The sequence below is a fragment of the Sulfitobacter sp. L-8 genome, from assembly GCF_056859255.1.
Genome location: NZ_JBSXOD010000056.1, coordinates 699,539 through 721,218 on the forward strand (window position 1 = coordinate 699,539; position 21,680 = coordinate 721,218).

Below are 21,680 nucleotides of genomic sequence, written 5' to 3' on the forward strand. Positions count from 1 at the left end.
TAAGGAATATAAACGACTACCCAGCCATTTCGGCACGATTCAGCGCACAATGCGACCACAGCCCGTCCATGGCCTGTACTAATCTTTCCATTTCAAGGGGGCCGTGCACGGGCGAAGGGGTAAAACGCAACCGTTCGGTGCCCCGGGGAACTGTGGGGAAGTTTATAGGCTGCACATAAATGCCGTGATCCTCGAGCAAGCGGTCCGACAACGTTTTGGTGTGGACAGGATTCCCGACCATTACCGGAACGATATGGGTGCCATGATCAATGATCGGCAGCCCAAGCCCCTTGAGACGCAGCTTCAGTATTTTGGCCTGCTGTTGGTGCTTTTCACGCAGCTCAGGCGCGGTTTTCAGGAAAGCGACCGATGCGGCAGCCCCGGCGGCCACGGCAGGTGGCAAGGATGTCGTGAAAATGAAACCGGGCGCATATGACCGGATTGCGTCGCACATCTTGGCGGACGCCGCGATGTACCCACCCATGACGCCATAGGCTTTGGCCAAGGTACCGTTGATGATATCCAGACGGTGCATCAGGTTGTCGCGCTCGGCCACGCCGCCGCCACGAGGTCCATACATGCCGACCGCGTGCACTTCGTCAATATATGTCAACGCGCCGAATTCATCCGCGACATCGCAGATCGCTTCGATCGGGCCGAAATCTCCATCCATCGAATAGATCGATTCAAAGGCAACCAGTTTCGGAGCAGCCGGATCGTCGGCGGCCATCAATTCACGCAGATGCTCTACATCGTTATGCCGGAAAATGCGTTTCGCGCCACCGTTCCGGCGCACCCCTTCGATCATCGACGCATGGTTCAAGGCGTCGGAATAGATGATGAGTCCGGGAAAAAGCTTTGGCAACGTGCTGAGTGTCGCGTCGTTGGCGATATAAGCACTGGTGAAAAGAAGCGCCGCTTCCTTGCTGTGCAGGTCGGCCAGTTCGTTCTCGAGGCGTTTGTGATAGACAGTCGTGCCGGAAATGTTGCGAGTCCCCCCCGACCCCGCCCCGGTCGCATCCAGCGCTTCGTGCATTGCGGCCAGAACCACAGGGTTTTGCCCCATGCCGAGATAGTCGTTTCCACACCAAACAGTGATGTTTTTCTCTTGGCCGTCAGGTTGCGTCCATACAGCGTGGGGAAATTGTCCGTTACGACGTTCGATGTCGATAAAGGTGCGGTACCGCCCTTCCTGATGTAACCGGTCAATTGCCTGATCAAGCTGTGTGGTGAAATCCATCGTGCCTCTCTCCCCGATTAGTGAGAAAACCAGCAAGGGCAATCGGGTCTCTCGCCATATTCATGTTTTAGAATGACTATAGTTTGGGGACAATTATTTCAATACTTTAATCGGCACCAATTGTCGCACGATGCCATCGGCTACGCTCGCGCGAGACTTTTATCGTCTCGAAGCGACGCGATACCCAGTCAGAATACGGCAGCCACAAGCAAATTCGACGGTGGATCCCATACGGAATGACGGACGTACATCGCCCGACTGATCCGCATATCCGGCCCTAGACACCAGCCGCGCCACTGATACCGTCACCTTAAATACTTGATAATGGAAAGGTTAATCATGGCCCTCGACGATGTACTCGACCGCATTGACACGGATATAGACGCCGCAACCGACCGTCTGCTGGATTTGCTCCGGATTCCCTCTATTTCTACCGATCCCGCATTCAAGTCGGCGTGTGACAACGCCGCCGATTGGCTGGTCAAGGATCTGAATGACATTGGCATCAAAACCACCAAAAGAGCGACGCCGGGCCACCCGATGGTGGTGGGCCATGTCGATGGACCGGCTGACAAACCACATATCCTTTTCTACGGCCATTATGACGTGCAACCGGTTGACCCGCTGGAACTGTGGGACCGCGATCCCTTCGACCCCGCCGTTGAGGAAACCGCCAAGGGGCGCGTGATCAGGGGGCGTGGTGCTGCGGATGACAAGGGGCAGTTGATGACCATCATAGAGGCCTTGCGTGCATGGAAGGCCGTAAACGGCGAGTTTCCGTGCCGGATGACGCTTTTCCTGGAAGGAGAAGAAGAATCAGGATCGCCTTCGCTGGTGCCGTTCATGAAGGAACACGCTGATGAACTGCGCGCCGACTATGCGATGATCTGTGATACTGGCATGTTCCAAAGCAAGGTCCCTGCAATTGTCACCATGCTACGCGGACTGCTGGGCGAAGAAATCACCATCACCGGTCCCAACCTTGATCTGCATTCAGGCATTTATGGTGGCGTTGCCATGAACCCTGCCCGCGTGCTGAGCAAAGTCATCGCCGCACTTCACGATGACACGGGCCGTATAACTGTTCCCGGTTTCTATGATGGGGTGCCCGAGCTTCCGGATACCATCCAGGCGCAGTGGCAAGGGTTGGCGTTTGACCACAAAACGTTTCTCGGTGATGTCGGATTATCGGTGCCAGCGGGCGAACAAGACCGCATGCCGATTGAAATGATCTGGTCGCGCCCGACCTGCGAGGTCAACGGCATGTGGTCAGGTTACACCGGTGCGGGTTTCAAGACCGTCTTGCCGTCACAGGCCCATGCAAAGATCAGCTTCCGCCTTGTCGGTGCCCAGGACCCTCTGGCGATCCGAGAGAGCTTTCGCAAAATGGTAAGCGACATGGTGCCTTCCGATTGCAAGGTCAGCTTTCAAGCGCATGGTGCAAGCCAAGGATCGGTGTTTGAAACGGTCGACCCGGCATTTGAAAAGGCGCGCCATGCACTGACAGACGAATGGGGCGTCCCCGCCGCCTATGTCGGGTGCGGTGGGTCGATCCCGATCGCGGGGCATTTCCAAAAGATACTGAATACCACCCCGGTGTTGATCGGCTTTGGCAAGGATGATGACGCGATTCACTCACCCAACGAAAAATACGATATGCAAAGTTTTCACAAAGGCATCCGAAGCTGGGCACGGATCCTGGATGCTCTTACCTGATCCGCCACATGAAAGCGAAAGAACGGGCCACGCGGCCCGTTTAAAGCCCGCACGGCAATGCAGCGGCCTTGCATATAATGATTGGAAAAGTGGAATAAGTGGCGCGGTTGACGGGGCTCGAACCCGCGACCCCCGGCGTGACAGGCCGGTACTCTAACCAGCTGAGCTACAACCGCGCAGTAAGGGCGGAATAGGATAAGCGCCGCGATGCGTCAAGCGCTTAACTGAGCTTCGATGCGATGAATTTCAGAAAGTTCGACAGTTGCACGTTTTGTCAGACACGACTGCCCAAAACAGCAAGCGCGCCCCCCCGAAAAAGGGGAACGCATGCTTTGATCTGTCTGGTAAAATGCAGCGATGGCGCGGTTGACGGGGCTCGAACCCGCGACCCCCGGCGTGACAGGCCGGTACTCTAACCAACTGAGCTACAACCGCCCGCTGCACGCTTTGTCGTAAACTTCTAAGCGTTGGGAGGTCATAGGGTCTGGCTCTGCCGTCGTCAAGCGAGGTTTTAGCCAGTTTTCATGTTTTATGAAAATTTATTCCGGGCGGCCTGAAAATCCGATGTCGCCAAGCGAAATATACGCCGGACCGTCAGAAAACGGTCAGGCCTATTTCTCGGAATATGTGCCCCACACCTGATCTGAAGGGACTGGCTGAAGTGCATCGGTATTACGGCCCCTGTGCAAATTTACCTTGGCGATGAAATTGCCACTGATCGGCGCAGTCACGAACAAGAACGCCATCACCAGCACCTCGTGCACCGATCCTTCACCGGTCATAAAGGCATAGATCATTGATGCCAGCAGCAACGACCCGACCCCCAGGGTGGACGCCTTGGTAGGTGCGTGCAGCCGAGACATGCAGTTGTCCAGTTTTATCAAACCGATGGATCCGACAAGCGTGAAAAACGCGCCGCAAATCAACAGCGCCGAGATAGCTATTTCAAGTAGTATGCCAAGCTCACTCAATGATATCACCCCTTAGAACAAACCGCGCGACAGCAACCGTCGAGACGAACCCGAGCATTGCAAAGATCATCGCACTTTCAAAGTATATTTGGGTACCAAGCCGCATTCCCAGCAGGATAATCAACGCGATTGCATTCACCACCATCGTATCCAGGGCCAGAATGCGGTCGCCGGTATTGGGCCCTTTCAACAAGCGGATCATTGCCAGCAGGAGCGACAGCGCGATGGCGACAAACGCTATGTTCAGCGCGATCAAAATCATTCGAATATCTCCTTCAGGCGTCGTTCATAGCGGTGTTTGATATCTGCGCAGACGTCGTCGGCGTTTTCGGCATCCAAAGCATGCACCAGCAAGGCCTTGCCGTCTTCCGAAAGGTCGGCCGAAACGGTACCGGGCGTCAATGTGATCGTGCCGGCCAGCATTGTGATCGCCTCGGGTGTGCGCAGTTCCAGCGGGATGACCACCCATTTGGGGCGCATATCCTTGTTGCTTTTGAACAGCACGATCATCGCCACCACGACATTGGCGACCAGAATATCCCACACCACTATCATCATGTACGAGAATAGTTTGACCGGCCGGCCAACCGGCGGGCGATTTGGCCAGTAGGCGGCTGTGGCGATAGGAATTAACAGTCCCAGGAACACTCCGAATACGATGGTTCCCAACTTGATCTCGTTGACAAGCAAGCTCCAGACAATCGCGAGCAATGCGGTGAGAAACGGATGGGGCAACAGGCGTGACAGCATATCAGTGATCCTTCTGTGCCGGGTCTTCCGAACCCGTTTCATCCGGCGCAAGCGCAGCACGCGGTTCGGGTTCGGTGCCCTTGCCGTGGCCATCGTCGCCCGACTTGATCTTCTTGCCCGGTGTCGTCAGCACGATAGCGATATAATCCTTCGGGTTGAACAATTGGTCCGAGGTGACTTCAAGATAGCGCGTAACTGGCCCGGCCGCAGCGGTCAGGGCAACGATCAGGCTCAGTAAACCACCGATTGCGACCATCGGCAAAGGACTGTTGGCGGCCAGCGTCGCGCCTTGGTTGGCTTCTGCATCTTCTGCTTCGGTTTTTTCGGCATCGGTGACCTCGAAGGTTTGGTGAGCTTTCCAGAAGATCTGACTGCCCGCACGGGAAAACCCCACCACCGCGATCAAAGACCCGCCGAGGATCGTGGCCCAGACCCACCACACCAAAGCCGTGCCGCGTGCCGCATCCAGGATCAAAAGCTTACCCAGAAAACCCGACAACGGCGGTAAACCCGTCATGGCGATTGCGGCAAGAAAGAACATCCCCGCGACCACCGCGCCGCCCCGCATCGGGGGGGCATGGTCAAAGCTTGCTTCGGCGACGCTGCGACGCGACGTTATCACATCCACCAGCAGAAAAAGCGCCGCGGTGGCGAAAGTCGAATGGATCGCGTAATAAAGCGCCGCCGAAATCCCGGCTGGGGTAAACACGGACACAGCAGCAAGCAGCATACCCATAGACCCGATTACCGCAAACGCGACCATGCGGTCAGCCCGCCCCGCGCCCAACACGCCGATCATACCAAGAGCCAGGGTCAGCAACGCCGCAGGCATCAGCCACTGGTCAAACAACCCTTGGGTAATTTCAAGTTCGGGTGGAAAAATCAGCGTGTAGAAACGAATGATGCAATAGGCCCCGACCTTGGTCATGATCGCGAACAACGCCGCTACAGGTGCGGGCGCTTCGGCATAGCTTGCCGGAAGCCAGAAATGCAGCGGCAAGATCGCGGCTTTTACAGCAAACACCATCAGCAACAATACCGCAGCGACCCGAATGCCAGCGCCATCGCCCGCATCAAGCGTTGCAACGCGCACCGCCAGATCGGCCATGTTCAGGGTGCCGGTTTCCGCATAGATCATGCCCAAAGCAAAAAGGAAAAGCGTCGACCCCATCAGGTTATAAAGCACATACTGTGTGCCTGCCCTCAGGCGGCGCTGTCCCCCGGCGTGGATCATCAACCCGTATGATGCGATCAACAGAACCTCGAAGAAGACAAACAGGTTAAAGGCATCCCCCGTCAGGAACGCACCCAATATTCCCATGAGTTGGAACTGGAACAGCGGGTGAAAATGCCGGCCCCGATTGTCCCAGCCCGACCCGATGGCATACAGCAAGACAAGTGGAGCAAGCGTGCAGGTGATCAAGACCATCAGCGTCGAAAGCCGATCGGCCACCAGTACGATCCCGAACGGCGCCGCCCAGTTGCCAAGTTGATACAGGCTGACGGTGCCGTCGGATGCCTCCCAGAACAACCCCAACGCCAACCCAAGCAGCACCAACGTGCCCGCAAGCGAAAACACGCGCTGGATCAACAGGTGGTAGCGAGCAGCCAAAACAAGAAACGCGGCCAGCATGGCCGGCAGGACGATGGGAAGAACCAACCAATGTGTCATGCTTGCCCTCCGCCACGTTTGGCAGACACGGCGTGCTTAACGGCTGCCGGATCGACGGGTTCATTGACCATGTCGTCGCCAGCGCTCAGGTATGATCCCACGGCCATCATCACCACGACCGCGGTCATGCCAAAGGAAATAACGATCGCCGTCAACACCAGAGCCTGAGGCAAAGGGTCTGTGTAGACGTCGACACCCTCGCGCAGGATCGGCGGGGCGTCCAACATCAGACGACCCGATGCAAACAGGAATATGTTGACGGCATAGCTGATCAAGGATGTGCCGATGATCACCGGAAAGGTTCTCAGACGCAGGATCATGTAGATACCTGCGGCGGTAAGTGCGCCGACGGCGGTCGCCACTAGAAGCTCCATATCAGTTCTCCGTCCCGATGGCAGTTTCGTCCCGCGAAGGGTCGATATCCATCGCATAGTCGCTGTCTTCGATCCCTGCCCGCCGTCCAAGCCGCGAGAAGCTTTCCAAAGAGAGCATCACCGCCCCCACCACCGCGAGGAAGACACCCAGATCAAAGCCCATCGCGGTTGCCAGTTCGAATTCCTCCATGGGTGGGATGCGGAAATAGCCGAAAGCAGAGGTCAGGAACGGCACGCCGGCAAACCAGGCACCGATGCCGGTCAAACCCGCGCACAAGACCCCGGCACCGATAATTCCGTGATAAGGGTACCGTTGACGGTTATCGGCCCAGGTGAATCCGCTCGCCATATATTGCATCACCACGGCAATCGCGACGATCAACCCTGCGATGAAACCGCCGCCGGGTTCGTTGTGACCGCGCAGGAATATATAGACACCGACCATCAGCACCACCGGCATCAGAACGCGCGTCAGGACAACCATCATCAACGGATGAGCATCCCCTGCCCGCGCCTCTTCGTACCCGCGGTTCAACAACCTGGCCCGGACCGGCCCCGACAGCAGCGCCTCGGTCAGTGCGTATATCACCAAGGCAGCGATGCCCAAGACGATAATTTCTCCGAACGTATCAAACCCACGGAAGTCAACGAGGATGACGTTGACGACATTGGTCCCGCCGCCACCCTTGTAAGAGTTCGCAAGGTGGTATTCAGCAATGGACTGAAGCGGAAAGTCCGACATCATCACCGAATAGATCAATCCGGCAGCGGCAACTCCGCCTGCGACGGACAGCACGATATCACGGGCACGCCGCAGAACGCTGGATTCCTTGGGGGTGCTGTTGGGCATGAAGTTCAACGCCAGCAACAACAATACGATCGTCACGACTTCGACCGAGATTTGCGTAAGTGCAAGATCGGGTGCCGAGAAATAGTTAAAGCCAACCGACACCATCACGCCGATTATACCCATCAGGATCAGCACGGCCAATCGGTTGCGATGCAATGCGACCAGAAATGCCGTTGCCAGAATTGTCAACAACCACCCCGCAAAGCCTACCGGGGTGATCGGCAGCATCTGGCGCGTTGCGGCGGCGTTTGCCCCGGTGAACCACGCATGCGCCCCGATTGCCACAACGGTGACCACGAAAAACGCCGCATAGCGTGAGAACGAATTGTTGTGCAGCCCTTCGGCCAGCCGCCTTGAGGCCGATACCGACCCACGAATGAGGCTGTCGAACATCGTCTTGGCTTCGGGTCGTGGCGTTGCGTTCCACAATCTGGCTAGCGGGCCGAACAAAGCGAGCACCAGCAGACCTCCGAACACCGCGATCAAGGACATGCCAAACGCGGGCACCCAGCCATGCCATACCTTGATATGTTCCTCGGGCAGCTCGGCAGCTGTCCCGATCACCGCTTGGGTGACCGTCTTGATGAAAGGTTCAACCAAGAACGGCGCGACCCCGATCACCACGACCGGAATGATCAACAGCGCGGGTGCGATCCACAAACCGACACCGGGGTCGTGCGGTTCGGCCGGGTAGTCCGAGCGTTCCTTGCCCAAAAACGTATGGGCGATGAACCTGAAGCTATACGCCGCCGATAAAAGCGCCCCAAGCGTCGCCACCACCGCAACCAGATATGGCGAACCGAAAAGCGAGGTGTCCAAAGCCAGATCCAGCATCATTTCCTTTGACAGGAAACCATTCAGCAACGGTATGCCTGCCATCGATAAAGCCGCGATCGTGGCTATCGCAAACGAAATCGGCATCAGTCGGCGCAAGCCCCCGAGCCGTTTGATATCGCGCGTATGTACCGCATGATCGACGATTCCCGCAGTCATGAATAACGCAGCCTTGAACGTCGCATGGTTGACGATGTGGAACACCGCCGCCATTGCGCCGAATGCAGTGCCCGTACCCAGCAGGAACGTGATCAGCCCTAGGTGCGAAACGGTAGAGAACGCAAGCAGCGCCTTGAGATCGTCCTTGAAAATCGCGATGAGCGCGCCCAGAACCATAGTGATCAATCCGACAGAGCTGACGGTGATGACCCAAAGATCGGTGCCCGACAATACCGGCCACATCCGCGCCATCAAGAACAATCCGGCTTTGACCATCGTGGCCGAGTGCAGATAGGCCGATACCGGTGTCGGGGCCGCCATGGCGTGCGGCAACCAGAAGTGGAACGGAAACTGCGCCGATTTGGTGAAGCAGCCCAGCAGGATCAAGATCAACGCCGGGACATACAGCGGCGATGTCTGGATCAAATCCCGGTTTTCCAGAATCACGGTAAGGTCATAACTTCCGACGATCTGGCCCAGCAACAGCATGCCACCGATCATGGCGAGCCCGCCAAGCCCCGTGACGGTCAGCGCCATGCGCGCACCCTGCCGCCCTTCAGGAAGATGTTTCCAATAGCCGATCAGCAAAAAAGAAGAAAGCGACGTCAGCTCCCAGAATACCAGCAGCATCAGCACGTTGTCGGACAGAACGATACCGACCATCGCCCCCTGGAACAGCAACAGATAGCTGTAGAACTCGCCCATATCATCATCGCGCGACAAATAGAAACGCGCATAGATGATGATCAGCAACCCAATACCCAGAATAAGCCCTGCGAACATCAGGCCCAGTGGATCGAGAAACAGGTTCACGTTCAGGCCCAGTTGCGGCAACCAGTCAAGGCGCGCCGTGACGACGTTGCCGGCCAACACCGACGGCGCGTGGGTGGCCAGGCCGATCGCGGCGCTCGCTGTCACCAGGAAGGTTACGATAAAGCAACTTTGGCGGCCTGCCTGAATCATCAGGCCGGGCAGCAAAGCACCAAGAAACGGGAGAGCTATGATCAAAAACAGCGACATGCGCGCGACTATGGTTGAGCAGCAGCAAAACGACCAGCCCTCAATTGACGATTTTTGCCGGTTGAAGCGCAATTAGCATGGGTTTTTATCCCCTACCCACGGGGGATTTGCAACCGCAACGGACATATCTAGTGAGGATCACCAGATATTGAAGAGGCAAACGTAAAATCAGCCGAATTTTATGTACCCTGCCGCAAAACACCAAAGATCACCGCCGCAGGCAGGGCGCGTATCTTGCTGGCGGCCGACGGATCTAACCCGAGGGATTCTCCGCCTCGTCCTCGGGGATCGCGCCTTTGAACCCGGTCGCTACGACAAATTTCTCCGAACTGTCCTGACGGCTTGCGGGGGGCTTGATGTTCGCGACTTTTGCAAACCGCCGTTTGAGCAACTGCTGCAATTCGCCTTCGGCCCCCCCGGCCAGAACCTTGGCGACAAATGTACCGCCGTCTTCCAGTACATCAAAGGCGAAATAGGCCGCGGCTTCGCACAGGGCGATGATCCGGTTGTGGTCGGTTTGCTTATGCCCCGAGCTTGACGCCGCCATATCAGACATCACCACGTCGGCCTTGCCACCAAGCCAGCCCTTGACGATCTCGTCGGCATCATCCTCCATAAAGTCCAGCTGGTGCAGTTCGCACCCCGCAATCGGTTCCATTTCCTGCAAGTCTATGCCCAAAATAGTGCCAACGCTCTTGCCCTTCTTTTCCCCCAGAACGTTGCAGCGTTTAACGGCGACCTGACACCAGCCCCCGGGTGCGGCACCCAGGTCGACGATCCGCGCGCCGGGTACAAGAAAACGGTACTTATCATCCAGCTCCATGATCTTGTACGCCGCACGCCCGCGGTATCCTTCGGCGACCGCGCGTTTGACGTAAGGGTCATTCAGCTGTCGTTGCAACCATCTGGTAGAGCTCAGCTTGCGCCCGCGCGCCGACTTCACCTTGACCTTCAGGTCGCGTTGTCCGCGCCCTGATGTGTTCTTGCCGGTTGGTGTCTTGCCCATCAGCTCAATCCTTCTTCCAAAACGCCATCCGCGCTCATCTGGGCATAAAGCAGCCCTTCGCGCAGACCACGGTCTGCGACACTTAATCTATTCGTCGGCCAGCAGCGCATCAATGCCTGCAAAATCGCGGCACCCGACATGATCAGGGCCTGACGGTCCTGCCCGATACGCGGGTCAGCCCGTCTTCCGGCGGGCCCCATCGCCAGATAGGAGTGAATTACCTTGTCGATTTGCGTACTGCTCATTCGAAGACCGTCGACCTTGGTGCGGTCATAGCGCTTGAGCCCCAGATGGCTTGCGGCGACAGTGGTTACCGTGCCCGAGGTGCCGACAATCTGGAAATGATCTTGCGATTGCGTCGATTGATAGGGGGTGAAATCCGTCAGGTTTTCTTCGAAAAACCAGCTCATCAAGGCAAACCGCGCAGCGTCGTCTTCGACATCGGAAAACTGATCGCGCAATGTGGCCACCCCTAACGGCACGCTGATCCAATCGACCACGCGGGCCGCGGGTACATCGGTTTTCGCCTGATAAAATCCCCCGTGCAACCGCATGATGGATTGCGCCCGATCCGCCTTGGGCACCTTGGAGATATCAATCCAGACCAGTTCGGTCGATCCCCCGCCGATATCGACGACCAACAGATTGTGAGTCTTGCGGTTGACCAACGGCGCGCAGGAAATCACCGCAAGCTGCGCTTCTTCCTCGGGCTTGATAATCTCGAGCCTCAAACCGGTTTCGCGCTGGATGCGCTGCATGAACTCCGCACCGTTCTCTGCACGGCGGCACGCTTCGGTTGCGACCAGACGCATACGCCGCACCTTGTTGCGACGCAGCTTTTGCTGACAGATACGAAGTGCCTGAATGGTACGGGTCATCGATCCGCGCGATAATCGCCCGGTCTTCTCAAGCCCCGCCCCAAGTTGGACGGACTTCGAGAAACTGTCTACCACATGAAATCCGCTGCCTTTTGGCTGCGCGATCAACATGCGGCAACTATTTGTGCCCAGATCAAGGGCCGCATAAAGTTCGGTCGATCTGGGCGGAACTGGCGCGGGGCTCAGAGCCGGCGGTATATCGAGCGCGCCCGCACCTTTGGGACGCTGTGGCGCCATGGGTTGCGCCTTTCATTACGAGTTACATTCAAAGTAATGTTTCTTGGCCGAATGGGCAAGTGTGAAACGCCCCGACCTGCCGCCGTCTGGGGGATGAACCGCGCTCTGCCTCACAACCATCTTGAGAATTATGGGGGTGCGCCCCTCTCGAATGCTTTTGCCCGACGCTGTAGGGTAACAACGTCGCAGAAGCCGCTTTGATTGTCGAAAAACGGCGACGGGGACATGTCAACAGTCGCTAGAAAACCTTAGCACAAGATAGGAATCGATCATGCCTGAAGTAACCATCGTATATTGGCGTGATATCCCTGCGCAGGTAATCGTCGGCAAGGGGCGTCGCGGATCAAAGCGCCCCCTGCCGGAACGGTTTGAACAGGCCATCGACCGCGTGGCCATGAAAATCGGTGCCGAAAACAGCGACGCGTATATGGCGGAATGGCGCAAGGCTGACCCCGTTTCGGTCGAAGGCGACCCTGAAGCGATCGCTGATACCGAAGCCGCGCGCATCGACGTCGAATATGATCGTGAACGCATAAAGAAACTGATTGCCAATGACGGCTGGGCCTGACGGCCGCCGATATCAGCACAAGTTGACCTCCTTCATGAAAGATAAAATCATGTCCCTTTTGAATTTCCGACGCAAAGAAGTTCCTTCGGTCGAACTGCCGAACCCTGCGGTAAAAGCGTTCTTGCAGGACTATTCAATCGAAGTCATGCCGCGCACCGCGGAAAAGGTCGAAAATTTTCGGGATCTACTGCCCGAAGGAACCCGCGTCTACATCGCCCACATCGAAGGAACCCCGATCGAGGACATGGTGGCGACAGCGTCGCGGCTGAACGCCGACGGCTACAAGGTGATGCCGCATTTCCCGGCCCGCATCATCAAGGATGCCGCGACGCTGGAGAACTGGATCAACATGTATCAAGGCGAAGCCGACGTGAAGCAGGCGCTTTTGCTGGCAGGCGGCGTTACGGCACCGCACGGCGATTTTTCGGATTCGATGCAGCTGATGGACAGCGGACTGTTTGACAAATACGGTTTCAAGCGACTGCACGTCGCGGGCCACCCCGAAGGCAACCGTGATATCGATACAGACGGCACACGCCTGCGCGTCGATGACGCACTGCGTTGGAAACAAGGTTTTTCCGAACGCACCGACGCCAAGATGGCGATCGCCACGCAATTCGCATTCGAAGCCCAGCCGATCATCGAATGGGCCGACAGTCTGAAATTCGCGGGTATCGACCTGCCAATCCACATCGGGATCGCAGGTCCAGCCAAATTGCAAACGCTGATCAAGTTCGCCGTCGCCTGTGGCGTCGGGCCTTCGCTCAAGGTATTGCAAAAGCGTGCTATGGACGTGACCAAGCTGTTGTTGCCTTACGAGCCGACAGATGTCGTTGCCGAACTGGCTGCCCACAAAGCCGCCAATCCCGATTTTAACATTTCCCATGTGCATTTTTTCCCGCTGGGTGGGATCAAGGCAAATGCAAACTGGGCTATTGAAAACGGCGGGGCCTCTGCCCAACCTGCCAACGCCGTCTGAAGGAAGATATTGAAATATGACCAGAACCGTCGTCGAATCCAAAACGAAAACAGCAATCATCGGCTTTGACGAGCCCTTCTGCGTAATCGGGGAACGCATTAACCCAACCGGCCGCAAAATCCTGGCCGAAGAGTTGGAGCGCGACGATTACAGCCGCGTGGAAGCCGACGCCATCGCACAGACCGCCGCCGGCGCGAATATTCTGGACGTGAACTCCGGTGCCGTTTTCTCGAACAAGATGGCAGAAGACCCGCGTTATGCCGACAATAACTTTGTCGAGCCGATGTTGATGCCAGAAATGATCCGGGTGGTGCAAAAAGCCGTCGATACGCCGATATGCATCGACAGTTCGGTCCCCGGTGCGCTGGAAGCTGGTCTGGAGGCCTGCGAAGGCCGCCCCTTGCTGAATTCAGTCACGGGCGAGGAAGAGCGGCTGGAACTGGTACTGCCGCTGGTCAAGAAATACAACGTTCCCGTGGTCGCCATCTCTAACGATGATACCGGGATTTCCGAAGATCCCGATGTGCGCTTTGAAGTCGCCAGAAAGATCGTGCAGCGTGCGGCTGACTTCGGGATCCCGGCACATGATATCGTCGTTGACCCGCTGGTCATGCCCATCGGTGCAATGGCGACAGCGGGCCACCAGGTCTTTACCCTCGTGCGGCGCCTGCGCGAAGAACTGGGCGTGAACACAACCTGCGGCGCGTCCAATATCTCCTTCGGTCTGCCCAACCGGCATGGCATCAACAACGCCTTTCTGCCAATGGCCATGGGGGCGGGCATGACATCCGCAATCATGAATCCGGTAACGTTGGCGGTGAACCCCACCAAGATCGCCGAAAAGAAAGCTGAACTGGTTGCCGCCGGCATTATTCTGCCCGACGAGATTGACGACGAAACCTTTGTAACACTGATGGGAATGGGGTCGACGAAGCCCACGCCCGGCAAGGAAATGGAAGCGATCCGCGCCGCCAACTTCCTGTTCGATCGTGATCCACACGGCACTGAGTGGATCAAGTTCAACAAGGTCGTCCCAAAGGCGGGCCACGAAGGTCGTGGTCGCGCGGGTCGGGTCGGCGGCCGCAGACGTTGAACCAACTTTGCGCCATTCTTTAATAAAGCCCCGCAAGCCATTGTATGCGGGGCTTTTTTATCCATATTCGCCAACGGACTAAGCGGTCAGCTTAAGTGATGCATCGACGTTGATGGTACCGCCGAGAAACCACCGCCAATATGCGCCGGCACAGGCTATCTGTCTGGATGGATACAAGGAAAATGGCGGACCCAAGAGGATTCGAACCTCTGGCCTCTGCCTTCGGAGGGCAGCGCTCTATCCAGCTGAGCTATGGGTCCATCTAGAGGCGGTATAGCCAGACTACCCGCCCCCTGCAATTACAAAATCCCGAAATGGTCACGCAAATAGATCATGCGCCAATTCAAGGGCTTCGATCAGAACATCCACTTCGGTTTTGGTGTTGTACATTCCGAATGAGGCACGACAGGTCGCAGTCTGACCCAAATGCGCCATCAACGGCCCGCAGCAATGCTGCCCTGCCCGTACCGCCACACCTTTTTTGTCGAGGATCGTTGAAATGTCGTGGGCATGCGCCGCACCTTCCATCGTAAAGCTGAAAATCGCGGCTTTGTCCGGTGCGGTACCTTGCACCAGAAGCCAGTTCAGCCCGGCAAATCTGGAAATCGCATAGTCTCGCAGGTCAGCCTCATGTGCCGCGATGTTCTCCAGCCCGATCCCCATCATATAATCCAATGCGACGCCAAGCCCGATGGTCGGGACAATGCCGGGGGTCCCTGCTTCGAATTTCATCGGCGCATCGTTGTAAATCACCGTGTCTTTGGTCACTTCCCGGATCATATCCCCACCCCCCAGAAAGGGGCGCATTTCCGCCATGCGTTCGGATTTAATGAAAATCGCACCAGAACCGGAAGGACCGTAGAGCTTGTGCCCGGTTATGGCGTAGAAGTCGCAATCAATGTCTTGCAGATCAACCGGCATATGAACGGCGGCTTGTGATCCGTCAACCAGCACAGGAACGCCCTTGGCGTGCGCACCCGCGGTGATCGCCTTGACGTCAACGATGGTTCCCAACACGTTCGACACGTGGGTAATCGCAACGAGCTTGGTCTTGGGGGTGATCGCATCAATCACAGCTTGTGGATCCAACGCACCCGATGCATCGGTATCCACCCATTTGATAACAACGCCCTGCCGTTCTCTCAAAAAGTGCCAGGGTACAATGTTTGCGTGGTGCTCCATCACGGACAAGATGATTTCGTCGCCCGCCTCAAGCCGGGGCATCGCCCAGCCGTATGCAACAAGATTGATCCCTTCGGTCGCACCGGAGGTGAACACAATCTCGTCTTCGTCGGCGGCGTTCAGAAACTTTGCCACCGTTCCCCGAACGGATTCGTAGTGGTCTGTCGCGAGGTTAGAAAGGTAATGTAACCCACGGTGAACATTGGAATATTCGCTCGAGTAGGCATGGTTGATCGCATCAATGACCACCTGAGGCTTCTGCGCTGAAGCACCGTTGTCAAGATAGACCAGCGGCTTGCCGTTGACCTGCCGGGACAAAATCGGAAAGTCTTTGCGGATTGCCGATACATCAAACATTGGGAACAACTCCTTGCGCCGCGATCCCGACGACGGAAAGCAGCAGGCTCAGGCCGAGAATAATCGCGGCCGCCGAGATCAACAAAACACCGATGGCGCGGCTAAGACCGGGAAAGCTGAACGCGACCGCGATGAAATTCAATAAAATCCACAGCCCGAACAACCCCGTTGCCAGCGATGCAAACACCGAAAGCGTCGGCGAAACGAACATCAGCACAAAAATCGCAAGTTGGGCGACGATGCGCAGTATCTGCAAGAAGACGACCAAGGCAAGCACGTCGCCAAGGTCACCTTGGCCACCGACGGCTCGCCCCGTCCAGTAAAGGCCGTGGGTCATAATCACCATGACCCCTGCCAAAATGACAAACATGACCAGCGGATTGTTAAAAAACGCTGGCATACCGGGCGATGGCACCACCAGAACGCTGGTAGAAAATATCAACGTATTCACAGCAGCGGCCAACGCCAGAGAGGTCCAGAGTGTATCACGGCCTAATTGCCAGCCGATAATCTGACGTGCCGCTTCACGCGGGTTGCGCAAGGTGAGTATGACCAGTTCGGTAAAGATCATGCCAAGACTAGAACCATTCATGGGCGTGACCGATACGCTACGGCCAAGCCACTGACCCAAAACCACAAAAACACCGAAAGCCAAATCAATCCGACAATTTGCAATTCAATCCCCGTGCCGACAAAGCCGGCGGTCAACCCGTGCAGCAAGACCAGCGGGCTGGATGCAAGCAATGCCCAGAACAAGGCCAGCCGCGTGCTAAACCCGGAGGGTTTACCATGCAGCACCTTGAGAATGATCTGCGTCCCCGCCGCCAGCATGTAAAATATCAATGGCGCGATGAACAACCACGCCAGCAAGGTCGCGCCTAGCAGCATATCCAGATCGGTGCCTTTCAGATGCGCTTCTCGGGCCAGCCGCGGGGTCTGGGCCACGAAAAAGATCAAGCACGCGACCATCAGATAGATCAGATTACGATCTTCCCGTGTGCCTTGCGCCAACAACCGCCGCACAACGGCGGCGGGATTACGATAACTGGCTACAATGTCGCGCGTCGCTGCCATCAGCCCGCATGCCGCTCAAGCCAAGAGGTAAGCCGCCCGGTCATTTCGTCGCGCAGGGTCTCGTCTTCGACTTCGGCCACGGCCTCGGCCAGAAACGCAAGGGTCAGCAGGTCTGTCGCCTTTGCCGCTGGCACACCCCGGGATTGAAGATAAAAAAGCGCGTCCTCGTCTATCGCCCCCGACGTTGATCCGTGCGAACAAGCGACATCATCGGCATAGATCTCAAGCTCTGGCTTGGCAAGAAACTGGCTGTCACCATCCAGCAACAACGATTGGCTGATCTGATAACCGTCGGTTTTCTGCGCCCCTTCCTTAACCAGAATTTTGCCTTGGAATACGCCGGTGGCACCATTGCGCAGTACTTTCTTGAACACCTGGCGGCTTTCACAGTTTACCGCGTCATGTGTCACGAAAACCGTATCGTCGTGGTGGAAATCAGCGCCGTCGCCGACACAAGCGCCAGCGACATGTGCCGCGGCATCGTCGCCGGTAAGTTCAATCACACATTCATTACGGGTCATCATGCCGTTGGCGGTCAGCGTAAAGGATTTGAATGCTGATTCAGTCCCGAGCCGGGTGAAAATATGGGTGGCTGCGCGCTGCTCGTGATCGCGCCCTTGCGCACGAACATGGTGGAACGCTGCCTGGTCACCGACTTCGACCTCAAGCACGCCGTTGAACCGGGCCGCAACAGGACCGTTTTCCAACAGGGTCATTTCAGCCCCCGCGTCCAGTTTGATACAATGGTGCAGCATTGCATCAGCGATCTCTGTCCGACGACGATAGATAAAGTTTACCGGCTTTGAAGGTTTACCTGTAACCCGGATCAGCATGCCGTCTGGCGCGAACGCGGTGTTCATTACAGCCAACGGCCGTGCGACCGGGGTCTGGCCGTTTTTCTCAAGGGTGCCGTAAAGGTCACGGGCCCAGTGTAGATCGGTCGGCATATCGGCAAGCCGATCGATAGTGATGCCTTCCTGCGCCAGATCGTCCGAGGCATCAGCGTCATAAACACCATCGACAAACACGATCTTGATCCGGTCAATCTGATCAAACAGTGCCACATCGTCGGATCCACGCAGGGCGGCTGACACAGGTTCTGGCTGGATCAGCGTATCCGGGCGCGTGTATTTCCAATATTCGTCACGGCGCTGCGGCAGGCCCATGCCCTGAAGCCGCGCCAAAGCGTCTTTGCGTGCTGTATCGGACCACCCCCCGACAGGAAGTGTCAACGATCCGATCATCGCCTCGGTCGGGGTTTGCTTGAGTGCTAAGTCGGCCATTACGCCACCTCGGCCAGAATGCCAGCGTAACCGTTGTTTTCGACCTCGATCGCCAGTTCCGGCCCGCCGGTCTTGATGATCCGGCCATCGGCCATGATGTGCACGACATCCGGTTGAATGTGGTCCAGCAAACGCTGATAGTGTGTGATGACAAGAAAGCCGCGGCCTTCGCTACGCAAGGCATTCACACCGTCCGCGACCAGCTTCATCGCGTCGACGTCCAGCCCGGAATCAGTTTCATCCAAAATGCACATCTTTGGCTCTAGCATTGCCATCTGTAGGATTTCGTTGCGCTTTTTTTCACCGCCAGAAAAACCCACGTTGACCGGGCGCTTGAGCATGGCCGCGTCGATCTTCAGTTCTTTGGCCCGGGCACGAACGACTTTCAGAAACTCGGCCGCGGACATTTCTTCTTCGCCGCGGGCCTTACGCTGAGCATTCACCGCAGTGCGCAAGAACGTCATGTTGCCCACGCCGGGAATTTCAACCGGGTATTGAAAGGCCAGAAACAGGCCGGCGGCGGCACGTTCTTCGGGCTCCATATCCAAAAGGTCGATGCCCTCCAGCGATGCGGAACCGCCGGTGACTTCGTACCCGTCTTTGCCGGACAGCACATAGGACAGCGTGGATTTCCCCGATCCGTTCGGGCCCATGATCGCATGGACCTTGCCGGCTTCGACTTCCAGATCGACACCTTTCAGGATTTGCTTGTCTTCATCTTCCAGTTTGACCTTCAGGCCTTTGATGCTCAGCATGGGAGGTTCCTTTTCTTGCGCTTTGGCGCTGCAATGACAGTGAATTGAGTGAATGAAAACCCCGTATGGGGGTCGTGTTCGATGTAGGGGTTCATGCCGCCACCCGTGCCCGCAAGGCTGTGGGAAAGCGTGCATAAAGAGCGGTTCGGCAGGCATCAATGCCCGCCTGATAGGAAAGCGGTGACAGCGGATCAGGCAGAACCGCCGTCGGGATATCTTCGATGTTGATCGGAGACCGCAGGGGCCGGCCGACCGAGGCCGCGTAATCCAGATATTTCAAACGCGACTGCCCGATCGGGGCCAGCCAGCCGTTGGGCACGCCGTAGGCATCCGCCACGACAAGCCCATGTAACGATGACGCGAAAATATGATCACATTGCGCGATAGCGGCACAGACAGTTTGCGCATCACCTTGCGGGTCAATCACTTGATACCTGTCATCACTGTCGAGCAGCGCTTGCAATACCACGTCATTCACCAACGTATGGTGCGGCACAATGCCGATCTTGCCGTTGGGCGCGCGATCCTGCGGCCACACGGCATTGATCAACAGACCGGGATCGCCAAACTCCGACAATTCCAGCCCCAGCAGCGCGGCAGTGATCGGCCCCCTGACCAGCGCGATATCGACATGCTCGACAAAACCGGTTCCATGCACCGGATGCAGCAGCCCCGTCCCCCAGATCACAGGCCGGCGTTGCTTTGCGTCGCCATAGCTGCGCTTGACCACCTGCAACAATGACCCGATCCCCCAGACATCGGCCTTGTTGACGCCCGCATGCACAACCGGGCGACCAGATACATGCGCCAGCACAACCGGGCTGATGGCGTCCCCGAAATTCGGGACCGCCTTCCACCAGTGCAATGCCAAAGGCGTTGTATCGGCTTTTGCGCCCATCAGCCCCGCCGTACCGCCAAAAAGGTGAGAAGAATGTTCATTTGTCGCCCCGCTGTCGCAGCACGACCAACGCCACACGTACCGCCGCATAGATCATCGCAAACACCAGCATCTGAAAGAAGGTATTTTCGAACGCGGCGAGCGTCAGCCCACCGCCCCGGAACAGCGCGACCAACACCCAAAACACCAGCGATGCTATGGTCACATCCCATGAAAGCTTGCGCATCATCGCAATTACCCCACGGACCCTTCGAGCGAAATTGCGACCAGCGCCTGCGCTTCCATCGCGAACTCCATCGGCAGGGCCTGCAATACATCCTTGCAAAAGCCGTTGACGACCAAGGCCACTGCTTCTTCCTCGTCCATGCCGCGTGATCGGCAATAGAACAGCTGGTCATCGTCTACCTTGGACGTCGTCGCCTCGTGCTCGACGCGGCTGCTGTTGTTCTTGACCTCGATGTACGGCACAGTGTGGGCCCCGCAGTCGCTGCCGATCAAAAGGCTGTCACACTGGGTATAGTTGCGCGATTCCTTGGCTTTGGGGTGCATTGACACCAGCCCGCGATAGGTGTTCTGCGCCTTGCCCGCCGAAATCCCCTTGGACACGATGCGCGACTTGGTACGCTTGCCCAGGTGGATCATCTTGGTGCCGGTGTCGGCCTGCTGCATGTTGTTGGCGATGGCGATCGAATAGAACTCGCCTTGACTGTCGTCGCCACGCAGAATGCATGACGGGTACTTCCATGTCACGGCGGAGCCGGTTTCGACCTGCGTCCACATCACCTTGGCACGGTCGCCATGGCAGTCCGCACGCTTGGTCACAAAGTTATAGATCCCGCCCTTGCCGTCTTCATCACCGGGATACCAGTTCTGAACGGTCGAATATTTCACCTCGGCATCTTCCTCGATGATGATCTCGACCACCGCGGCGTGTAGCTGGCTCTCGTCGCGCTGCGGCGCGGTACAGCCTTCAAGGTAGGACACATAGGACCCCTTGTCGGCAATGATCAATGTGCGTTCAAACTGGCCGGTGTTTTCCGCGTTGATACGGAAATAGGTCGACAGCTCCATCGGGCAGCGCACGCCCGGCGGCACGTAAACGAACGACCCGTCCGAAAAGACGGCGGAATTCAACGTCGCATAGAAGTTGTCATTCACCGGCACGACCGAGCCAAGGTATTTCTTGACCAATTCAGGATAATCGCGGATCGCTTCGGAAATCGAGCAGAAGATCACACCGGCGGCTTTCAGCTCTTTCTGAAAAGTTGTGCCCACAGATACACTGTCAAAAACCGCGTCCACGGCGACCTTTCGCGGTTCATCGGTCAACGCCTCGGCCCCTTCGACGCCAGCAAGAATTGCCTGCTCCTTCAAGGGGATACCCAACTTCTTGTACGTCTCAAGAAGCTTGGGGTCGACATCATCGAGCGACTTAGGCTTGACGGACATCGATTTGGGGCGCGCGTAATAATATTGACTTTGAAAGTCGATCTTCGGGTAATCGACCATTGCCCAGGTCGGCTCTTTCTTGGTCAACCATCGCTGATACGCGGCCAAGCGCCATTCCAGCATCCATTCGGGCTCATCATTCTTCTGCGATATCAGCTTGACGATATCTTCATCCAACCCCAACGGGGCGTAATCCATCTCGATGTCCGTGGACCAGCCGTATTTATACGCACCACCAACTTCGCGCACGGCATCTACGGTTTCCTGATCGACGCCCTCTTTGACGCCGTCGTTTACATCATCCTTGATCAACGTGCTGTCCATGCTCTTCATCC

General features: G+C 56.9%; 21 protein-coding genes and 3 tRNA genes. 4 read left to right on the plus strand and 20 right to left on the minus strand.

Annotated elements, in window-relative coordinates:
- Window positions 1-16: 16 nt before the first annotated feature.
- On the minus strand, window positions 17-1,240 hold the full coding sequence (gene hemA / locus AC13DE_RS20065) for a 5-aminolevulinate synthase (RefSeq protein WP_446296718.1): 1,224 nt from the start codon (window positions 1,238-1,240) through the stop codon (window positions 17-19).
- A gap of 339 nt (window positions 1,241-1,579) precedes the next feature.
- On the opposite strand from hemA, the gene AC13DE_RS20070 reads away from it, so the two are divergent.
- On the plus strand, window positions 1,580-2,956 hold the full coding sequence (locus AC13DE_RS20070) for a M20/M25/M40 family metallo-hydrolase (protein WP_483048810.1): 1,377 nt from the start codon (window positions 1,580-1,582) through the stop codon (window positions 2,954-2,956).
- A gap of 99 nt (window positions 2,957-3,055) precedes the next feature.
- On the opposite strand, the gene AC13DE_RS20075 is transcribed toward AC13DE_RS20070, so the two are convergent.
- The 10 genes from AC13DE_RS20075 to AC13DE_RS20120 all read right to left on the minus strand — a co-directional run bounded on the left by AC13DE_RS20075 (window position 3,056) and on the right by AC13DE_RS20120 (window position 11,707).
- Window positions 3,056-3,132, minus strand: a tRNA-Asp gene (locus AC13DE_RS20075).
- A 182-nt stretch (window positions 3,133-3,314) separates the two neighbouring features.
- Window positions 3,315-3,391 (minus strand) — tRNA-Asp (locus AC13DE_RS20080).
- 176 nt (window positions 3,392-3,567) lie between these two features.
- Window positions 3,568-3,927 carry a Na+/H+ antiporter subunit G gene (locus tag AC13DE_RS20085; protein WP_483048811.1) on the minus strand — a complete coding sequence of 120 codons (360 nt, stop codon included), beginning with the start codon at window positions 3,925-3,927 and terminating at the stop codon, window positions 3,568-3,570.
- Window positions 3,920-4,189 carry a K+/H+ antiporter subunit F gene (locus tag AC13DE_RS20090; RefSeq protein WP_483048812.1) on the minus strand — a complete coding sequence of 90 codons (270 nt, stop codon included), beginning with the start codon at window positions 4,187-4,189 and terminating at the stop codon, window positions 3,920-3,922. Before AC13DE_RS20090 ends, AC13DE_RS20085 begins: the two co-directional genes overlap by 8 nt.
- The gene (locus tag AC13DE_RS20095) at window positions 4,186-4,677 is read right to left on the minus strand and encodes a Na+/H+ antiporter subunit E (RefSeq protein WP_446296722.1); all 492 of its coding nucleotides are present in this window, start codon (window positions 4,675-4,677) and stop codon (window positions 4,186-4,188) included. Before AC13DE_RS20095 ends, AC13DE_RS20090 begins: the two co-directional genes overlap by 4 nt.
- 1 nt (window position 4,678) lies before the next feature.
- Window positions 4,679-6,349: a monovalent cation/H+ antiporter subunit D gene (locus AC13DE_RS20100; RefSeq protein WP_483048813.1), complete on the minus strand. Its 1,671-nt coding sequence runs from the start codon at window positions 6,347-6,349 to the stop codon at window positions 4,679-4,681.
- On the minus strand, window positions 6,346-6,723 hold the full coding sequence (locus AC13DE_RS20105; protein WP_483048814.1) for a Na+/H+ antiporter subunit C: 378 nt from the start codon (window positions 6,721-6,723) through the stop codon (window positions 6,346-6,348). Before AC13DE_RS20105 ends, AC13DE_RS20100 begins: the two co-directional genes overlap by 4 nt.
- Before the next feature lies 1 nt (window position 6,724).
- Complete coding sequence (locus tag AC13DE_RS20110) at window positions 6,725-9,586, minus strand: monovalent cation/H+ antiporter subunit A (RefSeq protein WP_483048815.1); 2,862 nt, start codon at window positions 9,584-9,586, stop codon at window positions 6,725-6,727.
- Between the two features lie 253 nt (window positions 9,587-9,839).
- Window positions 9,840-10,592, minus strand: a complete 753-nt coding sequence (locus tag AC13DE_RS20115; protein ID WP_483048816.1) for an RlmE family RNA methyltransferase — start codon at window positions 10,590-10,592, stop codon at window positions 9,840-9,842.
- Window positions 10,592-11,707: a Ppx/GppA phosphatase family protein gene (locus AC13DE_RS20120; protein WP_446296727.1), complete on the minus strand. Its 1,116-nt coding sequence runs from the start codon at window positions 11,705-11,707 to the stop codon at window positions 10,592-10,594. Before AC13DE_RS20120 ends, AC13DE_RS20115 begins: the two co-directional genes overlap by 1 nt.
- Window positions 11,708-11,978: 271 nt before the next feature.
- Between AC13DE_RS20120 and AC13DE_RS20125 the strand changes: the two genes are divergently transcribed.
- Genes AC13DE_RS20125 through AC13DE_RS20135 form a run of 3 tightly spaced genes read left to right on the plus strand, consistent with a single transcriptional unit; the run spans window position 11,979 to window position 14,347 of the window.
- Entirely contained in the window at window positions 11,979-12,275 is a 297-nt protein-coding gene (locus tag AC13DE_RS20125; RefSeq protein ID WP_483048817.1) for a virulence factor, read from the plus strand.
- A 49-nt stretch (window positions 12,276-12,324) separates the two neighbouring features.
- Window positions 12,325-13,254: a methylenetetrahydrofolate reductase gene (locus AC13DE_RS20130; protein WP_483048818.1), complete on the plus strand. Its 930-nt coding sequence runs from the start codon at window positions 12,325-12,327 to the stop codon at window positions 13,252-13,254.
- 16 nt (window positions 13,255-13,270) lie between these two features.
- Window positions 13,271-14,347: a methyltetrahydrofolate cobalamin methyltransferase gene (locus tag AC13DE_RS20135; RefSeq protein WP_446296730.1), complete on the plus strand. Its 1,077-nt coding sequence runs from the start codon at window positions 13,271-13,273 to the stop codon at window positions 14,345-14,347.
- A 183-nt stretch (window positions 14,348-14,530) separates the two neighbouring features.
- On the opposite strand, the gene AC13DE_RS20140 is transcribed toward AC13DE_RS20135, so the two are convergent.
- The 9 genes from AC13DE_RS20140 to sufB form a co-directional block, all read right to left on the minus strand.
- Window positions 14,531-14,607: transfer RNA gene (locus AC13DE_RS20140), tRNA-Arg, on the minus strand.
- A gap of 58 nt (window positions 14,608-14,665) precedes the next feature.
- Window positions 14,666-15,886 (minus strand): cysteine desulfurase, encoded by a 1,221-nt coding sequence (locus tag AC13DE_RS20145; RefSeq protein WP_483048819.1) that lies wholly within the window; start codon window positions 15,884-15,886, stop codon window positions 14,666-14,668.
- Window positions 15,879-16,478, minus strand: coding sequence for a YIP1 family protein (locus tag AC13DE_RS20150; protein ID WP_483048820.1), 600 nt, complete (start codon window positions 16,476-16,478; stop codon window positions 15,879-15,881). The genes AC13DE_RS20145 and AC13DE_RS20150 overlap by 8 nt, the downstream gene beginning before the upstream one ends.
- Complete coding sequence (locus AC13DE_RS20155) at window positions 16,475-16,960, minus strand: YIP1 family protein (protein WP_446296733.1); 486 nt, start codon at window positions 16,958-16,960, stop codon at window positions 16,475-16,477. The genes AC13DE_RS20150 and AC13DE_RS20155 overlap by 4 nt, the downstream gene beginning before the upstream one ends.
- Complete coding sequence (locus AC13DE_RS20160) at window positions 16,960-18,243, minus strand: SufB/SufD family protein (protein WP_483048821.1); 1,284 nt, start codon at window positions 18,241-18,243, stop codon at window positions 16,960-16,962. Before AC13DE_RS20160 ends, AC13DE_RS20155 begins: the two co-directional genes overlap by 1 nt.
- A complete protein-coding gene (gene sufC / locus AC13DE_RS20165; RefSeq protein WP_446296735.1) occupies window positions 18,243-18,998 on the minus strand; it encodes a Fe-S cluster assembly ATPase SufC in 756 nt (251 codons plus the stop codon). The genes AC13DE_RS20160 and sufC overlap by 1 nt, the downstream gene beginning before the upstream one ends.
- A 91-nt stretch (window positions 18,999-19,089) precedes the next feature.
- Complete coding sequence (locus tag AC13DE_RS20170) at window positions 19,090-19,896, minus strand: polysaccharide pyruvyl transferase family protein (RefSeq protein ID WP_446296736.1); 807 nt, start codon at window positions 19,894-19,896, stop codon at window positions 19,090-19,092.
- 37 nt (window positions 19,897-19,933) lie between these two features.
- Window positions 19,934-20,125, minus strand: a complete 192-nt coding sequence (locus AC13DE_RS20175; RefSeq protein WP_446296737.1) for a hypothetical protein — start codon at window positions 20,123-20,125, stop codon at window positions 19,934-19,936.
- A gap of 5 nt (window positions 20,126-20,130) precedes the next feature.
- Window positions 20,131-21,669, minus strand: a complete 1,539-nt coding sequence (gene sufB / locus AC13DE_RS20180) for a Fe-S cluster assembly protein SufB (RefSeq protein ID WP_483048822.1) — start codon at window positions 21,667-21,669, stop codon at window positions 20,131-20,133.
- Window positions 21,670-21,680 lie beyond the last annotated feature (11 nt).